We start from the raw sequence: 15,662 nt of genomic DNA on the forward strand, positions 1-15,662 counted from the left end.
TCATGCGGTATTAGCACCAGTTTCCCGATGTTATCCCCCACCTCCAGATAGGTTCCTACGCGTTACTCACCCGTCCGCCACTAACCCCGAAAGGTTCGTGCGACTTGCATGTGTTAAGCATGCCGCCAGCGTTCGCTCTGAGCCAGGATCAAACTCTCAGGTTCAATCCAGACCAACAGAATAAAACATCTAGCTTAATTCAACGCATCAAACTTAAAGTCAGATACATCAGCTTCCGTCTTCCATCAGCCTTCGCCAACGAAAACGCCGCCAACATATCCCTTCCAGTCTCTACTTTATAACCCATATTCTCTTGTCAATGACCACCCCAGCCGCCCCAGAACTCCCGCCCCAGCGCCGCCGGTGAATGGGCTTATACGCACCCACCCCCATACGGTCAACACGATTCCCGAAACTTTCTCAAAGTTTCTTCACATAAACCCAAAAAACCCCAGAAAACCGCCACCCAACCCCAAAAACACAACCCCCGGCGAATCACCCCACCAAAAAGAATCGAACATGGAAAAGAAAAAGCCGGTCCCCTTTGAAAGGAGACCGGCTTTCCCAAAACAGTCTGAGACCAAGAAGGCTTCAAAGAGACTTGAGATCGTGCTGCTTCACCTTTTCAGCAACCTCAATCTCCGCACGGGCAGCCTGAATCTGACGTCCCAAGCTTTCCTGAAGCTCAACCTCATCAGGACCAACCCTTGTCCACTGATTCTTCAGCTCATCCAGCGTCTGGCTGGCATCATCAATGGACAGGTCTTCAAGCGCCCGCACCGAATCGGCAAGAATCGTGCAGTGATCCGCTGTCATGTCGACAAAACCACCCGTGACGAAGCAGCGCTCCAGAACCTGGTCGTCCTTGTAGAGAGTGATCACCCCACCACGAAGCTGCAACAGCAACGGGGCACGGCCAGGCATGGCCGCAATGTCCCCTTCCGTACCCGGAACAACAACCATATCGACCTCACGGTCCGTATAGCGTCTTTCCGGGCTGACGATTTCGGTGCGAAGCGGCATGGATCAGCCCTCCTGCTTCATCTTCTCGGCTTTCGCCTGCGCCTCTTCAATGGCGCCAACCATGTAGAAGGCACCCTCAGGCAGGTCATCGCACTCACCGTTCACAACGGCCTTGAAGGACCGCACGGTATCTTCCAGAGACACCAGCTTGCCCGGAGACCCCGTGAAAACCTCCGCCACATGGAAAGGCTGCGACAGGAAACGCTGGATGCGGCGAGCACGGCCCACCACCAGCTTATCCTCCTCGGACAGCTCATCCATGCCGAGAATGGCGATGATGTCCTGAAGCTCCTTATAGTTCTGGAGCGTGCTCTGGACAGCACGGGCCACCTCGTAATGCTCCTGCCCCACAATCTTGGGGTCCAGAGAGCGGGAGGTCGAATCCAGCGGATCCACAGCCGGATAGATGCCCATCTCAGCGATGGAACGGTTCAGAACCGTCGTGGCATCAAGGTGAGCGAAGGTAGCAGCTGGAGCCGGATCGGTAAGGTCATCGGCTGGCACGTACACGGCCTGAACGGAGGTGATGGACCCTTTCTTCGTGGAGGTAATACGCTCCTGAAGGGCACCCATCTCCGTTGCCAGTGTCGGCTGATAGCCCACAGCAGACGGGATACGACCCAGAAGAGCGGAGACCTCGGAACCGGCCTGCGTGAAGCGGAAGATGTTGTCCACGAAGAAGAGGACGTCCTGACCTTCCACATCACGGAAGTACTCGGCCACGGAGAGACCCGTCAGGGCCACACGGGCACGGGCACCCGGCGGCTCGTTCATCTGGCCATAGACCAGTGCCACCTTGGACCCGTCAGTATGGCCGTTCTCATCAATCTTGATAACACCGGCACCCTGCATTTCGTAATACAGGTCATTTCCTTCGCGGGTACGCTCACCCACACCGGCAAACACGGACACACCACCATGCGCCTTGGCGATGTTGTTGATGAGCTCCTGAATGATGACGGTCTTACCCACGCCGGCACCACCAAACAGACCAATCTTACCACCCTTCAGATACGGGCAGAGAAGGTCGATCACCTTGATACCTGTCACCAGAATCTCGGTATTGGCAGCCTGTTCCTCAAAGGAGGGAGCGGGGCGGTGGATCGGGAAGCGGGTTTCCGTCTTGATCGGCCCCTTCTCATCGACCGGCTCACCAATGACATTGATGATGCGGCCCAGAGTAGCCGGACCAACCGGCACGGTGATCTGGCTGCCCGTATCGGTCACCTCAGCACCACGAACGAGACCATCAGTCCCTTCCATGGCGATGCAACGGACCTGACGCTCACCAATTTCCTGCGCAACTTCCAGCACGACCGTCTGATCACCATTCATGACATGAAGGGCATTCAGAATATGCGGCAGCTTGTCCGTAAACTGGACATCCACCACCGGGCCACGAATCTGGGTGATCCGTCCAACACCAACACCGGCATTTTCAGCAGAGCGGTTGAGTTCCTCAGACATCAGATTTCTCTCCTGCATGATCTCAGACGGCTTCTGCGCCGGAAATGATTTCGATCAGCTCGTTAGTAATATTGGCCTGACGTGTCCGGTTATACCGGAGCGACAGACGCTCGATGGCCTTGCTCGCATTGCGGCTGGCATTATCCATGGCCGTCATACGGGCACCCTGCTCACCGGCAGCGCTCTCCAGCACGGCAGCATAAAACTGCACAAGCAGATTGCGTGGCAGAAGCTGTGCAAGAAGGTGGCCTTCATCAGGCTCAAACTCGTAGACAGCGCCGTCTGTCCTCTTCTCCCCGGCATTGTCATTCTCCGCAACAGGCAGAGGAACAAGACCAAGGGCCTGTGGCGTCTGGGTCATCGCATTGACAAAGCGGTTGCGCATCAGGGTGCAGGCATCAATCTCCCCACCCTCGACCAGATCGGCAACACGTTTCGCCAGATCCTGGGCAAGGGCATAAGCATCCTGCTGGGTCCCCGCCTTGTTGTGGAGCGAATCCACAACCATGTCCGGATAATAGCGCCTGAAGATCTCAGCGCCCTTGCGGCCAACGGGCAGCAGACGCACGGTACGACCCTGCGCCAGAAGGTCCTCGATCTGCTGACGGGCAGCACGGATGATGTTGGCATTGAAGCCACCGGCCAGTCCACGATCGGACGTCAGAACAATGAGAAGATGCACATTGTCCCGTCCCGTGCCAGCCAGAAGCGGCGGCAGGGTGGAAGGGTCCATCCCCTGCGATGCCGCTGCCAGCTCGCTCATCATACGCCGCATGGTATCAGCATAGGGGCGGGCTGCCTCGGCCTGATTCTGGGCGCGCCTCAGCTTTGAGGCAGCGACCATTTTCATTGCGCTCGTGATCTTGCGGGTCGATTTGACCCCCGCAATCCTTCCGCGCAGTTCTTTCAATGAAGGCATGAGCTACAACCCTCAGGCTGAAAAACGTTTGCTGAAGGCCTCAAGCAGGGACTTGAGCTCACCCTCGATCTCCGGTGTCAGCTTCTGCTCGGTACGGATCCTGGCCAGAACACTCTTGCCACCGTTGCGCAGCTCCTCCAAGAGAGCAGCCTCATAGGACGTCACCTGGTTGACTGCCACGGAATCCAGATAGCCACGGGTTCCAGCGTACAGAACAGCCACCTGCTCCTCAACAGCCAGCGGGGAGGTTTCCGGCTGCTTCAGCAGCTCCACAAGGCGGGCACCACGATCCAGCTGACGGCGTGTTGCCGGATCAAGGTCAGAGGCAAACTGGGCAAAGGAAGCCATCTCACGATACTGGGCCAGCTCCAGCTTGATGGTACCGGCAACCTGCTTCATGGCCTTGATCTGCGCAGCCGACCCCACGCGGGACACGGACCCACCCACGTTCACGGCCGGGCGAATACCCTTGTAGAACAGGTCAGTTTCAAGGAAGATCTGACCATCCGTAATGGAAATAACGTTGGTCGGAATGTAGGCGGACGTGTCACCAGCCTGTGTCTCGATCACCGGCAGGGCCGTCATGGACCCGGCACCGAACTCTTCGGACATCTTGGCGGAGCGCTCCAGCAGGCGGGAGTGCAGGTAGAACACGTCACCCGGGAAAGCCTCACGCCCCGGCGGACGGCGCAGCAGCAGGGACATCTGGCGATAGGCCACAGCCTGCTTGGAGAGGTCATCATAACAGAGCAGGGAGTGCATCCCGTTATCCCGGAAATACTCACCCATGGCAGAAGCAGAATAAGGAGCCAGATACTGCATCGGGGCAGCATCGGAGGCCGTGGCAGCCACGACGATGGAGTAATCCATCGCACCAGCTTCTGTCAGCTTGCGCACAAGGTTGGCCACCGTGGACCGCTTCTGCCCGACAGCAACATAGATGCAGTACAGGGACTTCTTCGGGTCACCCTCGGCATTGACACCCTTCTGGGCCACGATGGTGTCGATCAGAATGGCGGTCTTACCTGTCTGACGGTCACCAATCACCAGCTCACGCTGCCCGCGCCCGATCGGCACGAGGGCATCAATGGCCTTGATGCCGGTCTGCATCGGCTCACTGACGGACTGACGGGGCATGATACCCGGAGCCCGGACATCAGCACGACGATATTCGACATTCTCCAGCGGACCACGGCCATCAATCGGGTTGCCCAGAGCATCCACGACACGCCCCAGAAGCCCCTTGCCGACGGGAACTTCCACAACCTTGCCGGTGCGCAGCACGGTATCACCTTCGCTGATGAGGTCACCCTCACCGAAAATGACGACACCAACGCTGTCGCTCTCGAGGTTGAGAGCCATGCCACGCACGCCACTCCCCTCGAACTCGACCATTTCACCGGCCTGAACATTGGTCAGACCATAAACGCGGGCAATCCCATCCCCAATGGACAGAACGGTCCCTGTCTCTGAAACAGCGGCAGGCTGATCAAAGGACGCGATCTGCTGCTTGAGAATTTCTGAAATCTCGGCGGGACGGATCTCCATCACGCGGCTCCCTTCATGGCGTTCTGCAGACGGGCCAGACGCCCGGCGATCGATGTATCAAAAAGAACTGAACCAACACGCACAACCATACCCCCAAGCAGGGTTTGATCAACATGTTCAGTCATGGCAATATTGGCATACCCGGCCTGCTGGAGGCTGGCACGGAGGCTTTCACGCTGCCCATCTTCCATTGGACGGGCAGTCGTCACTTCCACACGCACCTCGCCACGCTGGCGGGCGTCCAGAAGAAGAACGGCTGACAGGATTTCATCCAGGCCAGACAGACGGCGCTGATGGGCAATGAAGCCAACAAACCGCTGCAGGGCCTCACCAAGCCCGAGAGCGGAGCCAAGGGCTTTCACCAGTTTTTCCGTCTGGCTGATGTCGAGCCGGGGATCCGCCAGAGCGGTACGCAGGTCCGGCAGCTGGGCGATGGCCTTTCGCAGCGCCCGCACCTGCTCCAGCACGGTGGCCTTGTCCTGTTTGCTGTCCGAGAGATAGTCCTCAAAGGCCCGGGCATAACGCTGCGCCACTTCGCCTGGCGCCCTGATCTGCTTTTCCTGTGCAACCGTCACGGGTTCATTCCGTCTTCATGAGGTTCTGCTTTCACGACCGGTTTCCCGGCACAACCCAACCGGCATGCCCCGGAACATGCTGCGTGACAGCACGGCGTCCCAGAGCCGGAACCCGGCCAGTGTTTCGTCCATGTCCACTAACACGGCGGAGCCCTCCAGCGCAACCAGAGGACCAACCGGGCCACGGCCCACAACACCGGTGGAACCGGCCAGCATAGCAGGGATGCAATGCCCGCGGACTCCAGCACCAAGCAGCCCCCGTTCCATCCATTTACTAGATGGATAGATGGCGAGGCCCATGCGCAGAGTGTCAATTTTTCAGGAGACTGGAGCGGGCGAAGGGAATCGAACCCTCATCAGAAGCTTGGAAGGCTACTGCATTAGCCATTATGCTACGCCCGCTCTGTTTCGGGCTGGAGATATAACCGCTCTCCCAGAGCAAGACAAGGGGGGATTCACCCCACCCTGCAGATGTGAAAGGTTTTTTCATTTTCTTAGAGATAGTGCTTGACTTTATGGGCCTGTCGTTATCTTTTCCTGCCCATCGTCAAGCCCTGAGGGGCGGACGGTCGCAGGTCGATTCGACCCTGAAGGGGTGTAGCTCAATTGGCTAGAGCGCCGGTCTCCAAAACCGGAGGTTGGGGGTTCGAGACCCTCCACCCCTGCCACGTCATACCCTGCCCGCCTGACTGCCTTACCCGGGTGACAGGGCTCGGGCCGAGATAGATTTGAGGATAATGGTGTCGGTCACAAAGCCGAAAGGCAATTCACCGAAGATGCCTCCGGCCCAGAAAGGCCCAGGATTCAGCCTTCGTAGATATTTTTCAGATGTGTGTGCCGAGGCCAGACGTGTTACGTGGCCGACGCGTCGCAATACCATCATTACAACAGGTGCCGTGCTGGCCATGGTCGTCGCCACCTGTATTTTCTTTTTCGTCGTCGATCAGCTGATCGGCCTGGGGATCAGCAAAATCTTAGGCATCGGAGGCTAAAGCAGCATCATGGCAAAACGCTGGTACGTTGTGCATGTCTATTCAGGCTTCGAGAAGAAGATTGCCGATCATATCCGTGAACAGGCCGAAAAGAAGGGGCTGAGCGATCAGTTCGAAGAAATTCTGGTACCGTCCGAGGAAGTGACCGAGGTCCGTCGTGGCCGCAAGGTGAACACGGAACGCAAATTCTTCCCCGGTTATGTTCTGGTCAAAATGGAACTGACGGACCGTGCCTGGCATCTCGTCAAGGACACACCGAAAGTGACGGGCTTTCTGGGTACACGCAACAACCAGCCAACGCCCATCAGCAATGCTGAAGCCAAGCGGATTCTCCAGCAGGCTCAGGAAGGTGTCGAGCGTCCCCGCTCCAGCTTGTCTTTCGAGATTGGCGAGCAGGTGCGGGTTTCCGATGGGCCTTTCACATCCTTCAATGGCAGTGTCGAAGAAGTCGATACGGAGAACCAGCGCCTCAAGGTCAGCGTCTCCATCTTTGGCCGCTCCACACCGGTGGATCTGGACTACAATCAGGTCGAAAAACTCTGAAGGAAGGGCCTTCGTTCCTTTCCAAAGAAACCACCCCTTCATGGTCTGAAGCGGGTGGTTTTTTTATGGCTTCCCCTTCTCATTCATGAAGGCATGAAAAAACCCCGTACAGCCTTCCAGAGGCCGTACAGGGTTTCCCCATCAGGCAGAAGCCCTGTTCCGTTACAGGCTGGAGCCCTCCTCATGGACCGGCAGTGTCGGTAGCGAATACAGAAGCTGGATGGCCTGGTCGGACAGTACTCCCACACCTTCCGCCAGAACCCGTACCATGTCGGCTGGCTTCGTTCCGACAGGCTGCGGAGATACCCACTGCACATTCACTGCACGAGCCTGTGAATCTGGCGCCCCTGCCCTGTGGGCAGACAGCACACCAGTAATGACAGCATGACCAGATACATCCTGCTCGAACCGGGACAGGCTCAGCTCCAGATAGGCTCCAGCCGTCACGGCTACAGAATCATTCTGGGAAAACAGCACATGACCGGGCAGGCGCTGCCTCAGGTTGGCTGCCAGGGCATGACCAAGCATCTCGCCGAGCGGCTCACTCCAAGCAGCAGCAGGCACCATATGATCCTGGGCATCCTGCATCACCCTCAAAAGACCATCCCGATCCAGCCGGGAGGTGATGGATGGGGTAAGCACCTCAATGGCCTGTGGCAGGGCCGCCTGTATCACAGGGGACGCCACTGGCCCGGTCTGCGGTGCCAGAACATAATAGGTCGTAGGTGTACTGCTACACCCGGCCAACAGAACACCTCCCAGGCAGACAGCTCCCAGCAGCCCACATGAACGCACGAAGGAAGGGTGGAAAAAACGCTTCATGGATCAGGGCCCCCGACCGGTAATGAGAGATGATGGATGATGGTCCAGATAGTCCGCCAGAAGATGGAAAGAGCGGGACATCCGTGTCAGCTGGACAATCAGCTCTTCAAGATTTCTGCGGAAGTCCGGATTGCCCCCATAGGAGGACAGCATCGTACGGGCCTGCGCCAGTGTGCCATTCAGATTGACCATCAGCTCTGGAAGATGCTCATCCGCATGGTCCAGCAGATGGTTCAGCGAGACCAGAGAGCCACTCAGGCCGGCCATGGCCCGTGTGACCTCGGGGCTTCTGAGACGTTCATCACCATGAGCGAGAATCTCATTCAGATGGTCACCGATCTGGGTCAGCGGCATGGCCGCAATCTTGTCCGTGATGGTGGACACTGACTGGAGGATGCTGTCCATGCCGCCGGGCTGGCTTGGAATCACGGCTACACCATTCTCAAACGTTATCTGCTGCCCTTCATGCGTCTTGTCAGGCGCAAAAGACAGGGCAATCATGGCCTCCCCTGTCAGAAAACTGACATTCTGGACAGATGCACGCATCCCTTCGGCCACAAAACTGCCCAGCAGATCGCTCTTCCGGGCGGAATCCTGCTCATCATCAGCAATCACACGCTCAGGTTCAAGCTGCATCTCCACCCGGACACGGGGAACGTGACCACGTTTATTACCTCCCAACTCCAGATGCACACCTGTCACCTGTCCGACCTGAAGACCGAACATCGTCACCTTGCTGCCTTCCGTCAGGCCAGCCACAGCTGTATCGACATAGGTCAGAACAGGGACCTTGTGACGATAACGGGCATTATCCGCATCCTCCTTTGTCTTGTAGAGATGGAAAACGGAATTGGCCACCGCAGGCGGCGTATCCTCAGTCTGTGCACTGTCAGGACGACCAAACGCCACCCCACCGGAAAGAAGAGCCTGGAATGACTGGAGGCGAATATTCATGCCCCCAGCTCCAAAGCCTATCTGCATCCCCGATACATTCCAGAACCGGCTGTCAGCCCTCAGATAACGATCATAGGGAGCCTTCACGAAGGCCTTGATCAAAAGAGGCCCCTCTCCACCAGGCGGCATGGTATAACCAAGGATTTCCCCCACCTGTACGTCCCGGTAGAAAATGGGAGCCCCGGCCCCGAGGGATTCCAGGGTGGACGAAACCAGCCAATATGTGCTGCCCGGTTTGTCCGAGCGGATACCGGGAGGCGCTTCCAGCCCCTTAAAGTGGGTCTGGTAATGGCCTCCCTCCGGTTTGCCCGGATCCATGGCGATATAGGCACCAGAAAAAAGCGTATCCAGCCCCGTGATGCTGGCCCCGTTGATGCGCGGGCTGACAACCCAGAACCGGGTATGCTCATTGAGCGTCCGCGGATCGATGCCACTCATCTGGATGGTCACATCAGCATGGGTCATGTCCGGGCTCAGGGCTACGCCCTGCACCACACCCAGGTTCACCGCCTTGTTCTTGACCTGCGTCTGCCCCGGAACAATGCCATCAGCAGCATCAAAGGAGACGACAATGCTCGGCCCCATGGTGGCAAAGTGCCTCCAGGCCAACCAGCCGGCAATCAGCAGAGCAAGGATGGGAATGATCCAGAGCACGGAAAACCGTGGCAGCCGGACATTGGCCTCTGCCCCATGTCCACCTTCGGAATGTCGCTTCAGATGCTCATCTCTCACGCTTTTTCAGGCTCCATATCCCGTAATTCCGTCACATCCTCTTCTCCACCCTGCCTGGAATGGCCCAGACCCTGCCGGTTATAGCCTGCAGCATCCCACATACGCCGGGGATCATACAGGTCTGCGGCAAAAATAGTTAACACAACCACAAGAGCAAAGAAGACCACACCCAGCTCGGCCGTCACGCTCGCCATGAAGCCGAACCGGACCACAGCCGCCAGAATGGAGATCATGAACACGTCAATCATCGACCAGCGACCAATGAACACCACGACCTTGTAAAGGCCTGTCAGACGCTTCAGCGCCTTGTGAGAGGCCCTGCCCCGACATTCACAGCCAATCATCAGGGCCAGCAGGAACACCTTGAGGACCGGCACGGTGATGCTGGCAAAAAGCACCAGCAGAGCCAGAAAGTAAAGGCCAGCCTCCCAAAGCTGGATCACTCCAGAAATGATGGTGCTGGGGTGTCCATGCCCAACCTTCACGAAGGCCATGACCGGCAGCATGTTGGCCGGAATGTAGAAAATGAAAGCCGCCACCAGAAAACACATGGCCGCCTGAAGGCTGTTCCGCTTGCGCCGCCGCAGTATCTGCCCACAACGGGGGCAATCCCCCATGTCACGCTCATCATCCACCGGGCCACGGGCGACAAAAACCAGTCCACAGGCATGGCAGGACAGCATGTGCTTCTCCGGCGGCAGGGCACGCCCCTCCGCCATGTACATGCCCAGACCAGGGCGCCTGGTGACGGACCTGTGCCTCCATATCATGTCGGCATCAAAGGCCGAATCCATGGCTGCCATCATCACCATCAGCCCCCCGAGCAGGTACACGCCCGGTTGCAGGATGACCAGGGCCAGATCAACCAGCTTGGTATAGGCCACGAGCAGGCCAATGACGTACACCTCGACCATGGACCACGGGCGCAGCTTTTCATACCAGGCCAGCAGGGGGCGGACCCAACGGGGCATCTCATCCCGGGACGCCCCATAAAGAATCAGCGTCATGCAGACGAGCACGATGCCAGGCATGAGCACGCTGGCCAGAGCCACCAGTATGGCAATGCTCCCATAACCCTGCCGGGCCATTTCCAGCGGGCCGCTCATGAGGGTGACCATGTTCTCCCGCCCGTAGATGTTGAGCGTCATGAGCGGGCTGACCAGCAGCACGATATACAGCGCCAGAGCTGAAAGGCAGAAGACCAGCGGGCCGCCAATCTCCGAAGTCCTGCGCCGTCGTGCCATGGTATTTCCGCAACGGGCGCAGCTCAGAACATGTCCTGGCCGCAGGTGAGGAACATGCTGGAAGAGACCACAGACATCACATTCATCCACCCCGGCCACTACCTTGAGTGCGGGCTGGTCCACATCATGCCGCAGGAAGGAACAGGCTCCGCCCTGGCTCCACAATCCTTTGTGAAAATGATCTTTTCTGAACATCCACCCCTCTTGCGCCGCCAGAGAGGGGTCTGCAACCCCTTTCAGGCCGTTATCCATAAATATTTTACATACACCGTTGCCTGTCACCTCATTTTTCTGTATAGGCTCAACCCGACGCCGACATAGCTCAGGGGTAGAGCAACTGATTCGTAATCAGTAGGTCCTCGGTTCAATTCCGAGTGTCGGCACCAGCTTCCCCTGCACAGGATCGAAGGCGGACATGGCGGGACAACCGGATGGTGGTTTTTTTCCCCGCTCCGGTCCACTGCCCCCAGCACTTCACCACGGCAGCGTAACACCCTCCTTCCTGCCCGGGCATGGTATTGCCATCCTTCCCGCGGATGCACTTCTCCTCGGCTTTTTCCTGGTCCTGTTTCTCCAGTACCGCCATCGTGTGCGACGCAGGCGCAAGGCCTGGCAGCTTCTCTGCCAGCTCATTGCCCGGCATCAGCATACACTGGCGCAACGCCAACAGGCCTGCCTGACCGAAAACCATTATGGCGTCGTGGACAAACAACGCTGGCACAGGGAGCTGGACTATTTCTGCCAGAGCATCCTTCTCACCAGCCTGATGCAGGAAAATCTGGCTGACATATGGCCCTCCCTGCGGCGGCGGACCCTCCGCCGCATCAGCCGTGTGGTAAAAATCCTTCTCAAACACAACAGGACATCTCCTCCCCCAGCCGCCGCCGGGAGCAGCACCACACCACGGCAGTTCACCGCCACCATGGACCCGCTGGATTATGAACGTTTCTGCGCCGGACTGCTGCGTCAGGCCGGATGGCAGGCACGCACCACACCACCGGGGGCAGACCAGGGCATGGACATCATTGCCGAGCAGAGCGGAGTCCGGCTCGTCATACAATGCAAACTCTATGGCAGGCCGGTCGGGAACAAGGCTGTCCAGGAAATTTTCACAGCCCGGCAGCACCGTCAGGCCCAGTATGCAGCTGTCGTCTCCAACGCTGGCTATACCCGCCCGGCCCGGCAGCTGGCCCATGCCACCGGTGTCCATCTGCTGCATCACAGCCAGCTTTCAACACTGGGCCTCATGGACCTCCAGCCCCAGCCGGACCTTTTTCACCCATAAACAAAAAAGACCGGCCTGAAACAGGCCGGTCTCTTCATCCAGTCACCCAGACTGCCACATCAGAAGCAGTCCGGGCCTATCAGATGTTCCCTCAGGAAGCAGCCGGGACACGGATGATGTGGTCAAAGGCAGACAGGGCAGCCTTGGCACCCTCACCCATCGCCACGATGATCTGCTTGTACGGCACCGTCGTGGCATCACCGGCAGCAAACACGCCGGGGATGGAGGTACGGCAACGCTCGTCAATGCCGATCTCACCGATGCGGGACATCTCGATGCCACCCTTCAACCAATCCGTGTTCGGCAGCAGGCCGATCTGGACGAAGATGCCGTCCACGTCGATGCTGTGCTCGCTGCCATCCTTGACATCCTGCCAGCTCAGGCCGGTCATCTTGCGGCCATCACCACGGATCTCGGTCGTGCGGGCGTTCACCACGATATCGACATTCGGCAGGCTGCGGACCTTGTTCTGAAGGACCTCATCAGCCGTCAGCACAGGGTCATACTGAAGCAGCGTCACGTGGGACACGATACCGGCGAGGTCGATGGCGGCTTCCACGCCACTGTTGCCACCACCGGCAACAGCAACCGGACGGCCCTTGAAGAACGGACCATCACAATGCGGGCAGTAGGCGACGCCCCGTGTGCGGTATTCTTCCTCACCCGGCACGTTCAGCTGACGCCAGCGGGCACCTGTTGCCACGATGATGGTACGGGCCTTCAGGTGGGCACCGCTCTCCAGCACGATCTCGTGCAGGCCACCTTCCTTCTCGGCCGGGATCAGCTTGGCAGCACGCTGTGCCGTGATGACACGGACATCATAGCTGCGAACATGCTGCTCCAGATTCTTGGCAAGGGCCGGACCTTCGGTCTCCGGTACGGAGATGAAGTTCTCGATGCCAGCCGTATCCATGACCTGACCACCGAAGCGCTCAGCCAGCAGACCAGTGCGGACACCCTTGCGGGCCGTGTAGATGGCGGCGGCACAGCCAGCCGGACCGGACCCGATCACCAGCGTGTCGAACGGAGCCTCGTCATTCAGCTTCTCGGAAGCCTTGGCAGCACCTTCAGTATCGATCTTGGCCAGAATCTCCGGCAGTTCCATGCGACCGGTGGAGAAACGCTCACCGTTCAGGAACACCTGAGGGACGGAACGCACATCACGCTCGTTCACCTCATCCTGGAACAGGGCACCATCAATGGCCGTGTGGCGGATGTTGGGGTTGAGCACGCTCAGCGTGTTCAGGGCCTGAACGACATCCGGGCAGTTGTGGCAGGACAGGGAGAAATAGGTCTCGAAATGGAAATCACCCTTCAGGGCCTTGATCTGCGCAACCTGTTCAGCCTCGACCTTCGGCGGGTGACCACCAACCTGAAGCAGGGCCAGTACCAGAGACGTAAACTCGTGGCCCATCGGGATGCCCGCAAAGCAGACCTGAACATCTGAATCTGCGGCACGGATCAGGAAAGACGGGCGACGGACGTCATTGCCACCTTCCTGATAGGAAACCTTATCAGAGAGTTCGGAAATTTCGTTAAGAAATTCTTTCATCTCACGGGACTTGTCGCCCTCATCAAGGGAGGCAACAAGAATGATGTTGTGGCGCAGATGCTGGAGGTACCCTCTCAGCTGGCCTTTGAGTTCGTCGTTCAGCATGAATTCTCTCTCCAGAATCTCTGGTGCTCAGGGTCTGGCAGACCGGGGAATCGGCCCCATGAAAAAGGAGGCGCACCACAACGCAGCACGCCTCCCCTCAACGGTGGGGAGAGGCCCCCCACCATACTTCCCGTTTTCAGGGCGTGATCAGATCTTGCCGACCAGGTCCAGGGACGGATTCAGGGTTGCCGTGTCGCCACCCTCTTTCCACTTGGCCGGGCAGACTTCACCCGGGTGAGCAGCGATGTACTGGGCAGCACGGATCTTGTCGAGCAGCTCGGCAGCGCTACGGCCCACACCCTCGGAGGTGATCTCGATGTACTGGATCTTGCCTTCCGGGTCGATCAGGAACGTGGCGCGGTCAGCCGTGTGGCTGCCATCGGCACGCAGAGCATCGAAGTTGCGGGCGATGTCGCCAGACGGGTCACCGATCATGGTGTACTGCACCTTGCCGATGGCCGGGGACGTGTCGTGCCATGCCTTGTGGGTGAAGTGCTTGTCTGTGGAGACACCGAAGACCTCGACACCCATCTTCTGGAAGGTCTCATAGTTCTCGGCGAGGTCTTCCAGCTCTGTCGGGCAGACAAAGGTGAAGTCAGCCGGGTAGAAGAACACGACGGACCACTTGCCACGCAGGTCTGCATCAGAGACCTGAAGGAACTTGCCATCACGGAAAGCCTGGGCGGTAAACGGCTTAATCTCGGAACCAATAGCAGGCATGGAAACCTCCTCATTCACTTTCAGAATTGTAGACTTCCGCAGGGCCTGCGGATGTCCCCTCAAAGGGACAGCCCAACCTTGGGAATGTCAAGCATGTTCACCTTCTAGCCCACGGCTCTGAAACCGTCTAATTGAGGGTTGTTATCAGTATAATTGAGAATCATTATCAATCCTTATGCGATTCCAGTCTTTTTCCCTTGGCCCTGCCTCCAACTCAGCTTATTGGTATCCTTATGTCCTACGTTCCTCTTTCCGGTCTGTCCCTTCGGGACATCGAGTACGTCGTCGCAGTTGATGACCTGCGCAACTTTTCCCGTGCAGCTGAGCGTTGCGGGGTCAGTCAGGCGGGGCTGTCCGAGCAGGTGAGAAAGCTGGAGCAGCTTCTCAATGTCACCCTGTTCGAACGCTCCCGTCGGCATGTGGCTCCCACACCGGAAGGTGAGCGCCTCATCGCCCTGGGGCGGGATGTGCTGGCCTCAGCCCGCAATCTGCTGGAAGTCGCCCGGGCCCATACAGGACCGCTGGACGGCCTCCTGCATATCGGCGTCATTCCCACTCTCGGGCCGTACTACATCCCCGGCCTTCTGCCCCGCCTGCGCCAGAAGTACCCCCAGCTGGGCCTGAGGCTGAATGAGAACACCACGCCCAATCTGGTACAGGCTCTCCGGCAGGGCGATCTGGATGTTGCCTTCATGGCACCCACGGCTGCTACCGAAACACTGGAACATGCACCGCTCTTTCAGGAACCTTTCCTGGCGGTATTCCCCAAAGACCATGAGCTGGCCACCAAGAAGAATCTGTCCATTGCCGACCTGGCTCGGCCGGACCTGCTGCTGCTGGAAGACGGACATTGCCTGCGGGACCAGGCCCTCTCCCTCTGCCCCAGCAATTTCCGCTCGCAGGACCAGCGTCTGGCCACCAGTCTGGAAATGCTCTGGCACATGATCGGCGCCGGAGAAGGTTTCTCCCTCATTCCCCGTCTGGCCCTGAACAACCGGCAGGAATTTGACGGCCTTGTGACAGTCCGGGAGCTGAGTGAGAGCGAAGCCCGCCGGACCATCAGCCTCGTCTGGCGTCCATCCGACCCACGGGCAACATCCTTCCGGGAGCTGGCCAATTTCCTGCGGGCTACCACACCAGATGGCTGCCTGCCGCTGCCCAAAACGAAGATCCCGACCTGA

General features: G+C 58.4%; 15 protein-coding genes, 3 tRNA genes and 1 rRNA gene. 6 read left to right on the top strand and 13 right to left on the bottom strand.

The genetic code is table 11. The features are described 5' to 3' along the window. The 8 genes from ASO19_RS02365 to ASO19_RS02400 all read right to left on the bottom strand — a co-directional run. Positions 1-164: ribosomal RNA gene (locus ASO19_RS02365) — 16S ribosomal RNA — on the bottom strand; the annotation flags it as partial. Positions 165-591: 427 nt separating this feature from the next. Next, on the bottom strand, positions 592-1,023 hold the full coding sequence (gene atpC, locus ASO19_RS02370; RefSeq protein ID WP_043559580.1) for an ATP synthase F1 subunit epsilon: 432 nt from the start codon (positions 1,021-1,023) through the stop codon (positions 592-594). Positions 1,024-1,026: 3 nt separating this feature from the next. Beyond that, complete coding sequence (gene atpD, locus ASO19_RS02375; protein WP_043559688.1) at positions 1,027-2,490, bottom strand: F0F1 ATP synthase subunit beta; 1,464 nt, start codon at positions 2,488-2,490, stop codon at positions 1,027-1,029. 22 nt (positions 2,491-2,512) lie between these two features. Continuing rightward, on the bottom strand, positions 2,513-3,409 hold the full coding sequence (locus tag ASO19_RS02380; RefSeq protein ID WP_043559583.1) for a F0F1 ATP synthase subunit gamma: 897 nt from the start codon (positions 3,407-3,409) through the stop codon (positions 2,513-2,515). Positions 3,410-3,421: 12 nt separating this feature from the next. Continuing rightward, positions 3,422-4,957, bottom strand: coding sequence for a F0F1 ATP synthase subunit alpha (gene atpA, locus ASO19_RS02385; protein ID WP_043559586.1), 1,536 nt, complete (start codon positions 4,955-4,957; stop codon positions 3,422-3,424). Beyond that, positions 4,957-5,532: an ATP synthase F1 subunit delta gene (atpH, locus tag ASO19_RS02390; protein ID WP_043559589.1), complete on the bottom strand. Its 576-nt coding sequence runs from the start codon at positions 5,530-5,532 to the stop codon at positions 4,957-4,959. Before atpH ends, atpA begins: the two co-directional genes overlap by 1 nt. 15 nt (positions 5,533-5,547) lie before the next feature. After that, positions 5,548-5,832, bottom strand: a complete 285-nt coding sequence (locus tag ASO19_RS02395) for a hypothetical protein (RefSeq protein WP_146046902.1) — start codon at positions 5,830-5,832, stop codon at positions 5,548-5,550. A gap of 27 nt (positions 5,833-5,859) precedes the next feature. Then, positions 5,860-5,934: transfer RNA gene (locus ASO19_RS02400), tRNA-Gly, on the bottom strand. Between the two features lie 189 nt (positions 5,935-6,123). Here ASO19_RS02400 and ASO19_RS02405 point away from each other — a divergent pair. From ASO19_RS02405 to nusG, 3 genes are all read left to right on the top strand, one after another. Further along, positions 6,124-6,200 (top strand) — tRNA-Trp (locus ASO19_RS02405). Positions 6,201-6,269: 69 nt separating this feature from the next. Continuing rightward, complete coding sequence (gene secE / locus ASO19_RS02410) at positions 6,270-6,524, top strand: preprotein translocase subunit SecE (RefSeq protein ID WP_081562558.1); 255 nt, start codon at positions 6,270-6,272, stop codon at positions 6,522-6,524. A 9-nt stretch (positions 6,525-6,533) separates the two neighbouring features. After that, on the top strand, positions 6,534-7,067 hold the full coding sequence (nusG, locus tag ASO19_RS02415) for a transcription termination/antitermination protein NusG (RefSeq protein ID WP_043559594.1): 534 nt from the start codon (positions 6,534-6,536) through the stop codon (positions 7,065-7,067). 162 nt (positions 7,068-7,229) lie between these two features. Here the strand turns inward: nusG and ASO19_RS02420 are convergent, their stop codons facing one another. Genes ASO19_RS02420 through ASO19_RS02430 form a run of 3 tightly spaced genes read right to left on the bottom strand, consistent with a single transcriptional unit; the run spans position 7,230 to position 11,014 of the window. Further along, positions 7,230-7,889 carry a PqiC family protein gene (locus tag ASO19_RS02420; protein WP_103765319.1) on the bottom strand — a complete coding sequence of 220 codons (660 nt, stop codon included), beginning with the start codon at positions 7,887-7,889 and terminating at the stop codon, positions 7,230-7,232. A 3-nt stretch (positions 7,890-7,892) separates the two neighbouring features. Beyond that, on the bottom strand, positions 7,893-9,575 hold the full coding sequence (locus ASO19_RS02425) for a PqiB family protein (RefSeq protein WP_103765320.1): 1,683 nt from the start codon (positions 9,573-9,575) through the stop codon (positions 7,893-7,895). Further along, entirely contained in the window at positions 9,572-11,014 is a 1,443-nt protein-coding gene (locus ASO19_RS02430; RefSeq protein ID WP_103765321.1) for a paraquat-inducible protein A, read from the bottom strand. The genes ASO19_RS02425 and ASO19_RS02430 overlap by 4 nt, the downstream gene beginning before the upstream one ends. A gap of 116 nt (positions 11,015-11,130) precedes the next feature. Here ASO19_RS02430 and ASO19_RS02435 point away from each other — a divergent pair. Together ASO19_RS02435 and ASO19_RS02440 are read left to right on the top strand one after the other, a co-directional pair. Continuing rightward, positions 11,131-11,205 (top strand) — tRNA-Thr (locus ASO19_RS02435). Between the two features lie 29 nt (positions 11,206-11,234). Beyond that, complete coding sequence (locus ASO19_RS02440) at positions 11,235-12,104, top strand: restriction endonuclease (protein WP_086431852.1); 870 nt, start codon at positions 11,235-11,237, stop codon at positions 12,102-12,104. Between the two features lie 91 nt (positions 12,105-12,195). Here the strand turns inward: ASO19_RS02440 and ahpF are convergent, their stop codons facing one another. Together ahpF and ahpC are read right to left on the bottom strand one after the other, a co-directional pair. Further along, a complete protein-coding gene (gene ahpF / locus ASO19_RS02445; protein WP_043559602.1) occupies positions 12,196-13,761 on the bottom strand; it encodes an alkyl hydroperoxide reductase subunit F in 1,566 nt (521 codons plus the stop codon). A gap of 147 nt (positions 13,762-13,908) precedes the next feature. After that, on the bottom strand, positions 13,909-14,481 hold the full coding sequence (gene ahpC, locus ASO19_RS02450) for an alkyl hydroperoxide reductase subunit C (protein ID WP_043559605.1): 573 nt from the start codon (positions 14,479-14,481) through the stop codon (positions 13,909-13,911). A gap of 233 nt (positions 14,482-14,714) precedes the next feature. Here ahpC and ASO19_RS02455 point away from each other — a divergent pair, with 233 nt between their 5' ends. Further along, positions 14,715-15,662 (top strand): hydrogen peroxide-inducible genes activator, encoded by a 948-nt coding sequence (locus ASO19_RS02455; protein ID WP_043559608.1) that lies wholly within the window; start codon positions 14,715-14,717, stop codon positions 15,660-15,662.

The sequence above is a fragment of the Parasaccharibacter apium genome (genome assembly GCF_002917995.1).
Classification (GTDB): domain Bacteria; phylum Pseudomonadota; class Alphaproteobacteria; order Acetobacterales; family Acetobacteraceae; genus Bombella; species Bombella apis.

What these genes read in the sequence shown, in the direction of transcription:
- atpC (WP_043559580.1), bottom strand. Translation starts at nt 1,023, where the DNA reads ATGCCGCTTCGCACCGAAATCGTCAGCCCGGAAAGACGCTATACGGAC.
- atpD (WP_043559688.1), bottom strand. Translation starts at nt 2,490, where the DNA reads ATGTCTGAGGAACTCAACCGCTCTGCTGAAAATGCCGGTGTTGGTGTT.
- ASO19_RS02380 (WP_043559583.1), bottom strand. Translation starts at nt 3,409, where the DNA reads ATGCCTTCATTGAAAGAACTGCGCGGAAGGATTGCGGGGGTCAAATCG.
- atpA (WP_043559586.1), bottom strand. Translation starts at nt 4,957, where the DNA reads ATGGAGATCCGTCCCGCCGAGATTTCAGAAATTCTCAAGCAGCAGATC.
- ASO19_RS02395 (WP_146046902.1), bottom strand. Translation starts at nt 5,832, where the DNA reads ATGGGCCTCGCCATCTATCCATCTAGTAAATGGATGGAACGGGGGCTG.
- secE (WP_081562558.1), top strand. Translation starts at nt 6,270, where the DNA reads ATGGTGTCGGTCACAAAGCCGAAAGGCAATTCACCGAAGATGCCTCCG.
- nusG (WP_043559594.1), top strand. Translation starts at nt 6,534, where the DNA reads ATGGCAAAACGCTGGTACGTTGTGCATGTCTATTCAGGCTTCGAGAAG.
- ASO19_RS02420 (WP_103765319.1), bottom strand. Translation starts at nt 7,889, where the DNA reads ATGAAGCGTTTTTTCCACCCTTCCTTCGTGCGTTCATGTGGGCTGCTG.
- ASO19_RS02430 (WP_103765321.1), bottom strand. Translation starts at nt 11,014, where the DNA reads ATGTTCAGAAAAGATCATTTTCACAAAGGATTGTGGAGCCAGGGCGGA.
- ASO19_RS02440 (WP_086431852.1), top strand. Translation starts at nt 11,235, where the DNA reads ATGGCGGGACAACCGGATGGTGGTTTTTTTCCCCGCTCCGGTCCACTG.
- ahpF (WP_043559602.1), bottom strand. Translation starts at nt 13,761, where the DNA reads ATGCTGAACGACGAACTCAAAGGCCAGCTGAGAGGGTACCTCCAGCAT.
- ahpC (WP_043559605.1), bottom strand. Translation starts at nt 14,481, where the DNA reads ATGCCTGCTATTGGTTCCGAGATTAAGCCGTTTACCGCCCAGGCTTTC.
- ASO19_RS02455 (WP_043559608.1), top strand. Translation starts at nt 14,715, where the DNA reads ATGTCCTACGTTCCTCTTTCCGGTCTGTCCCTTCGGGACATCGAGTAC.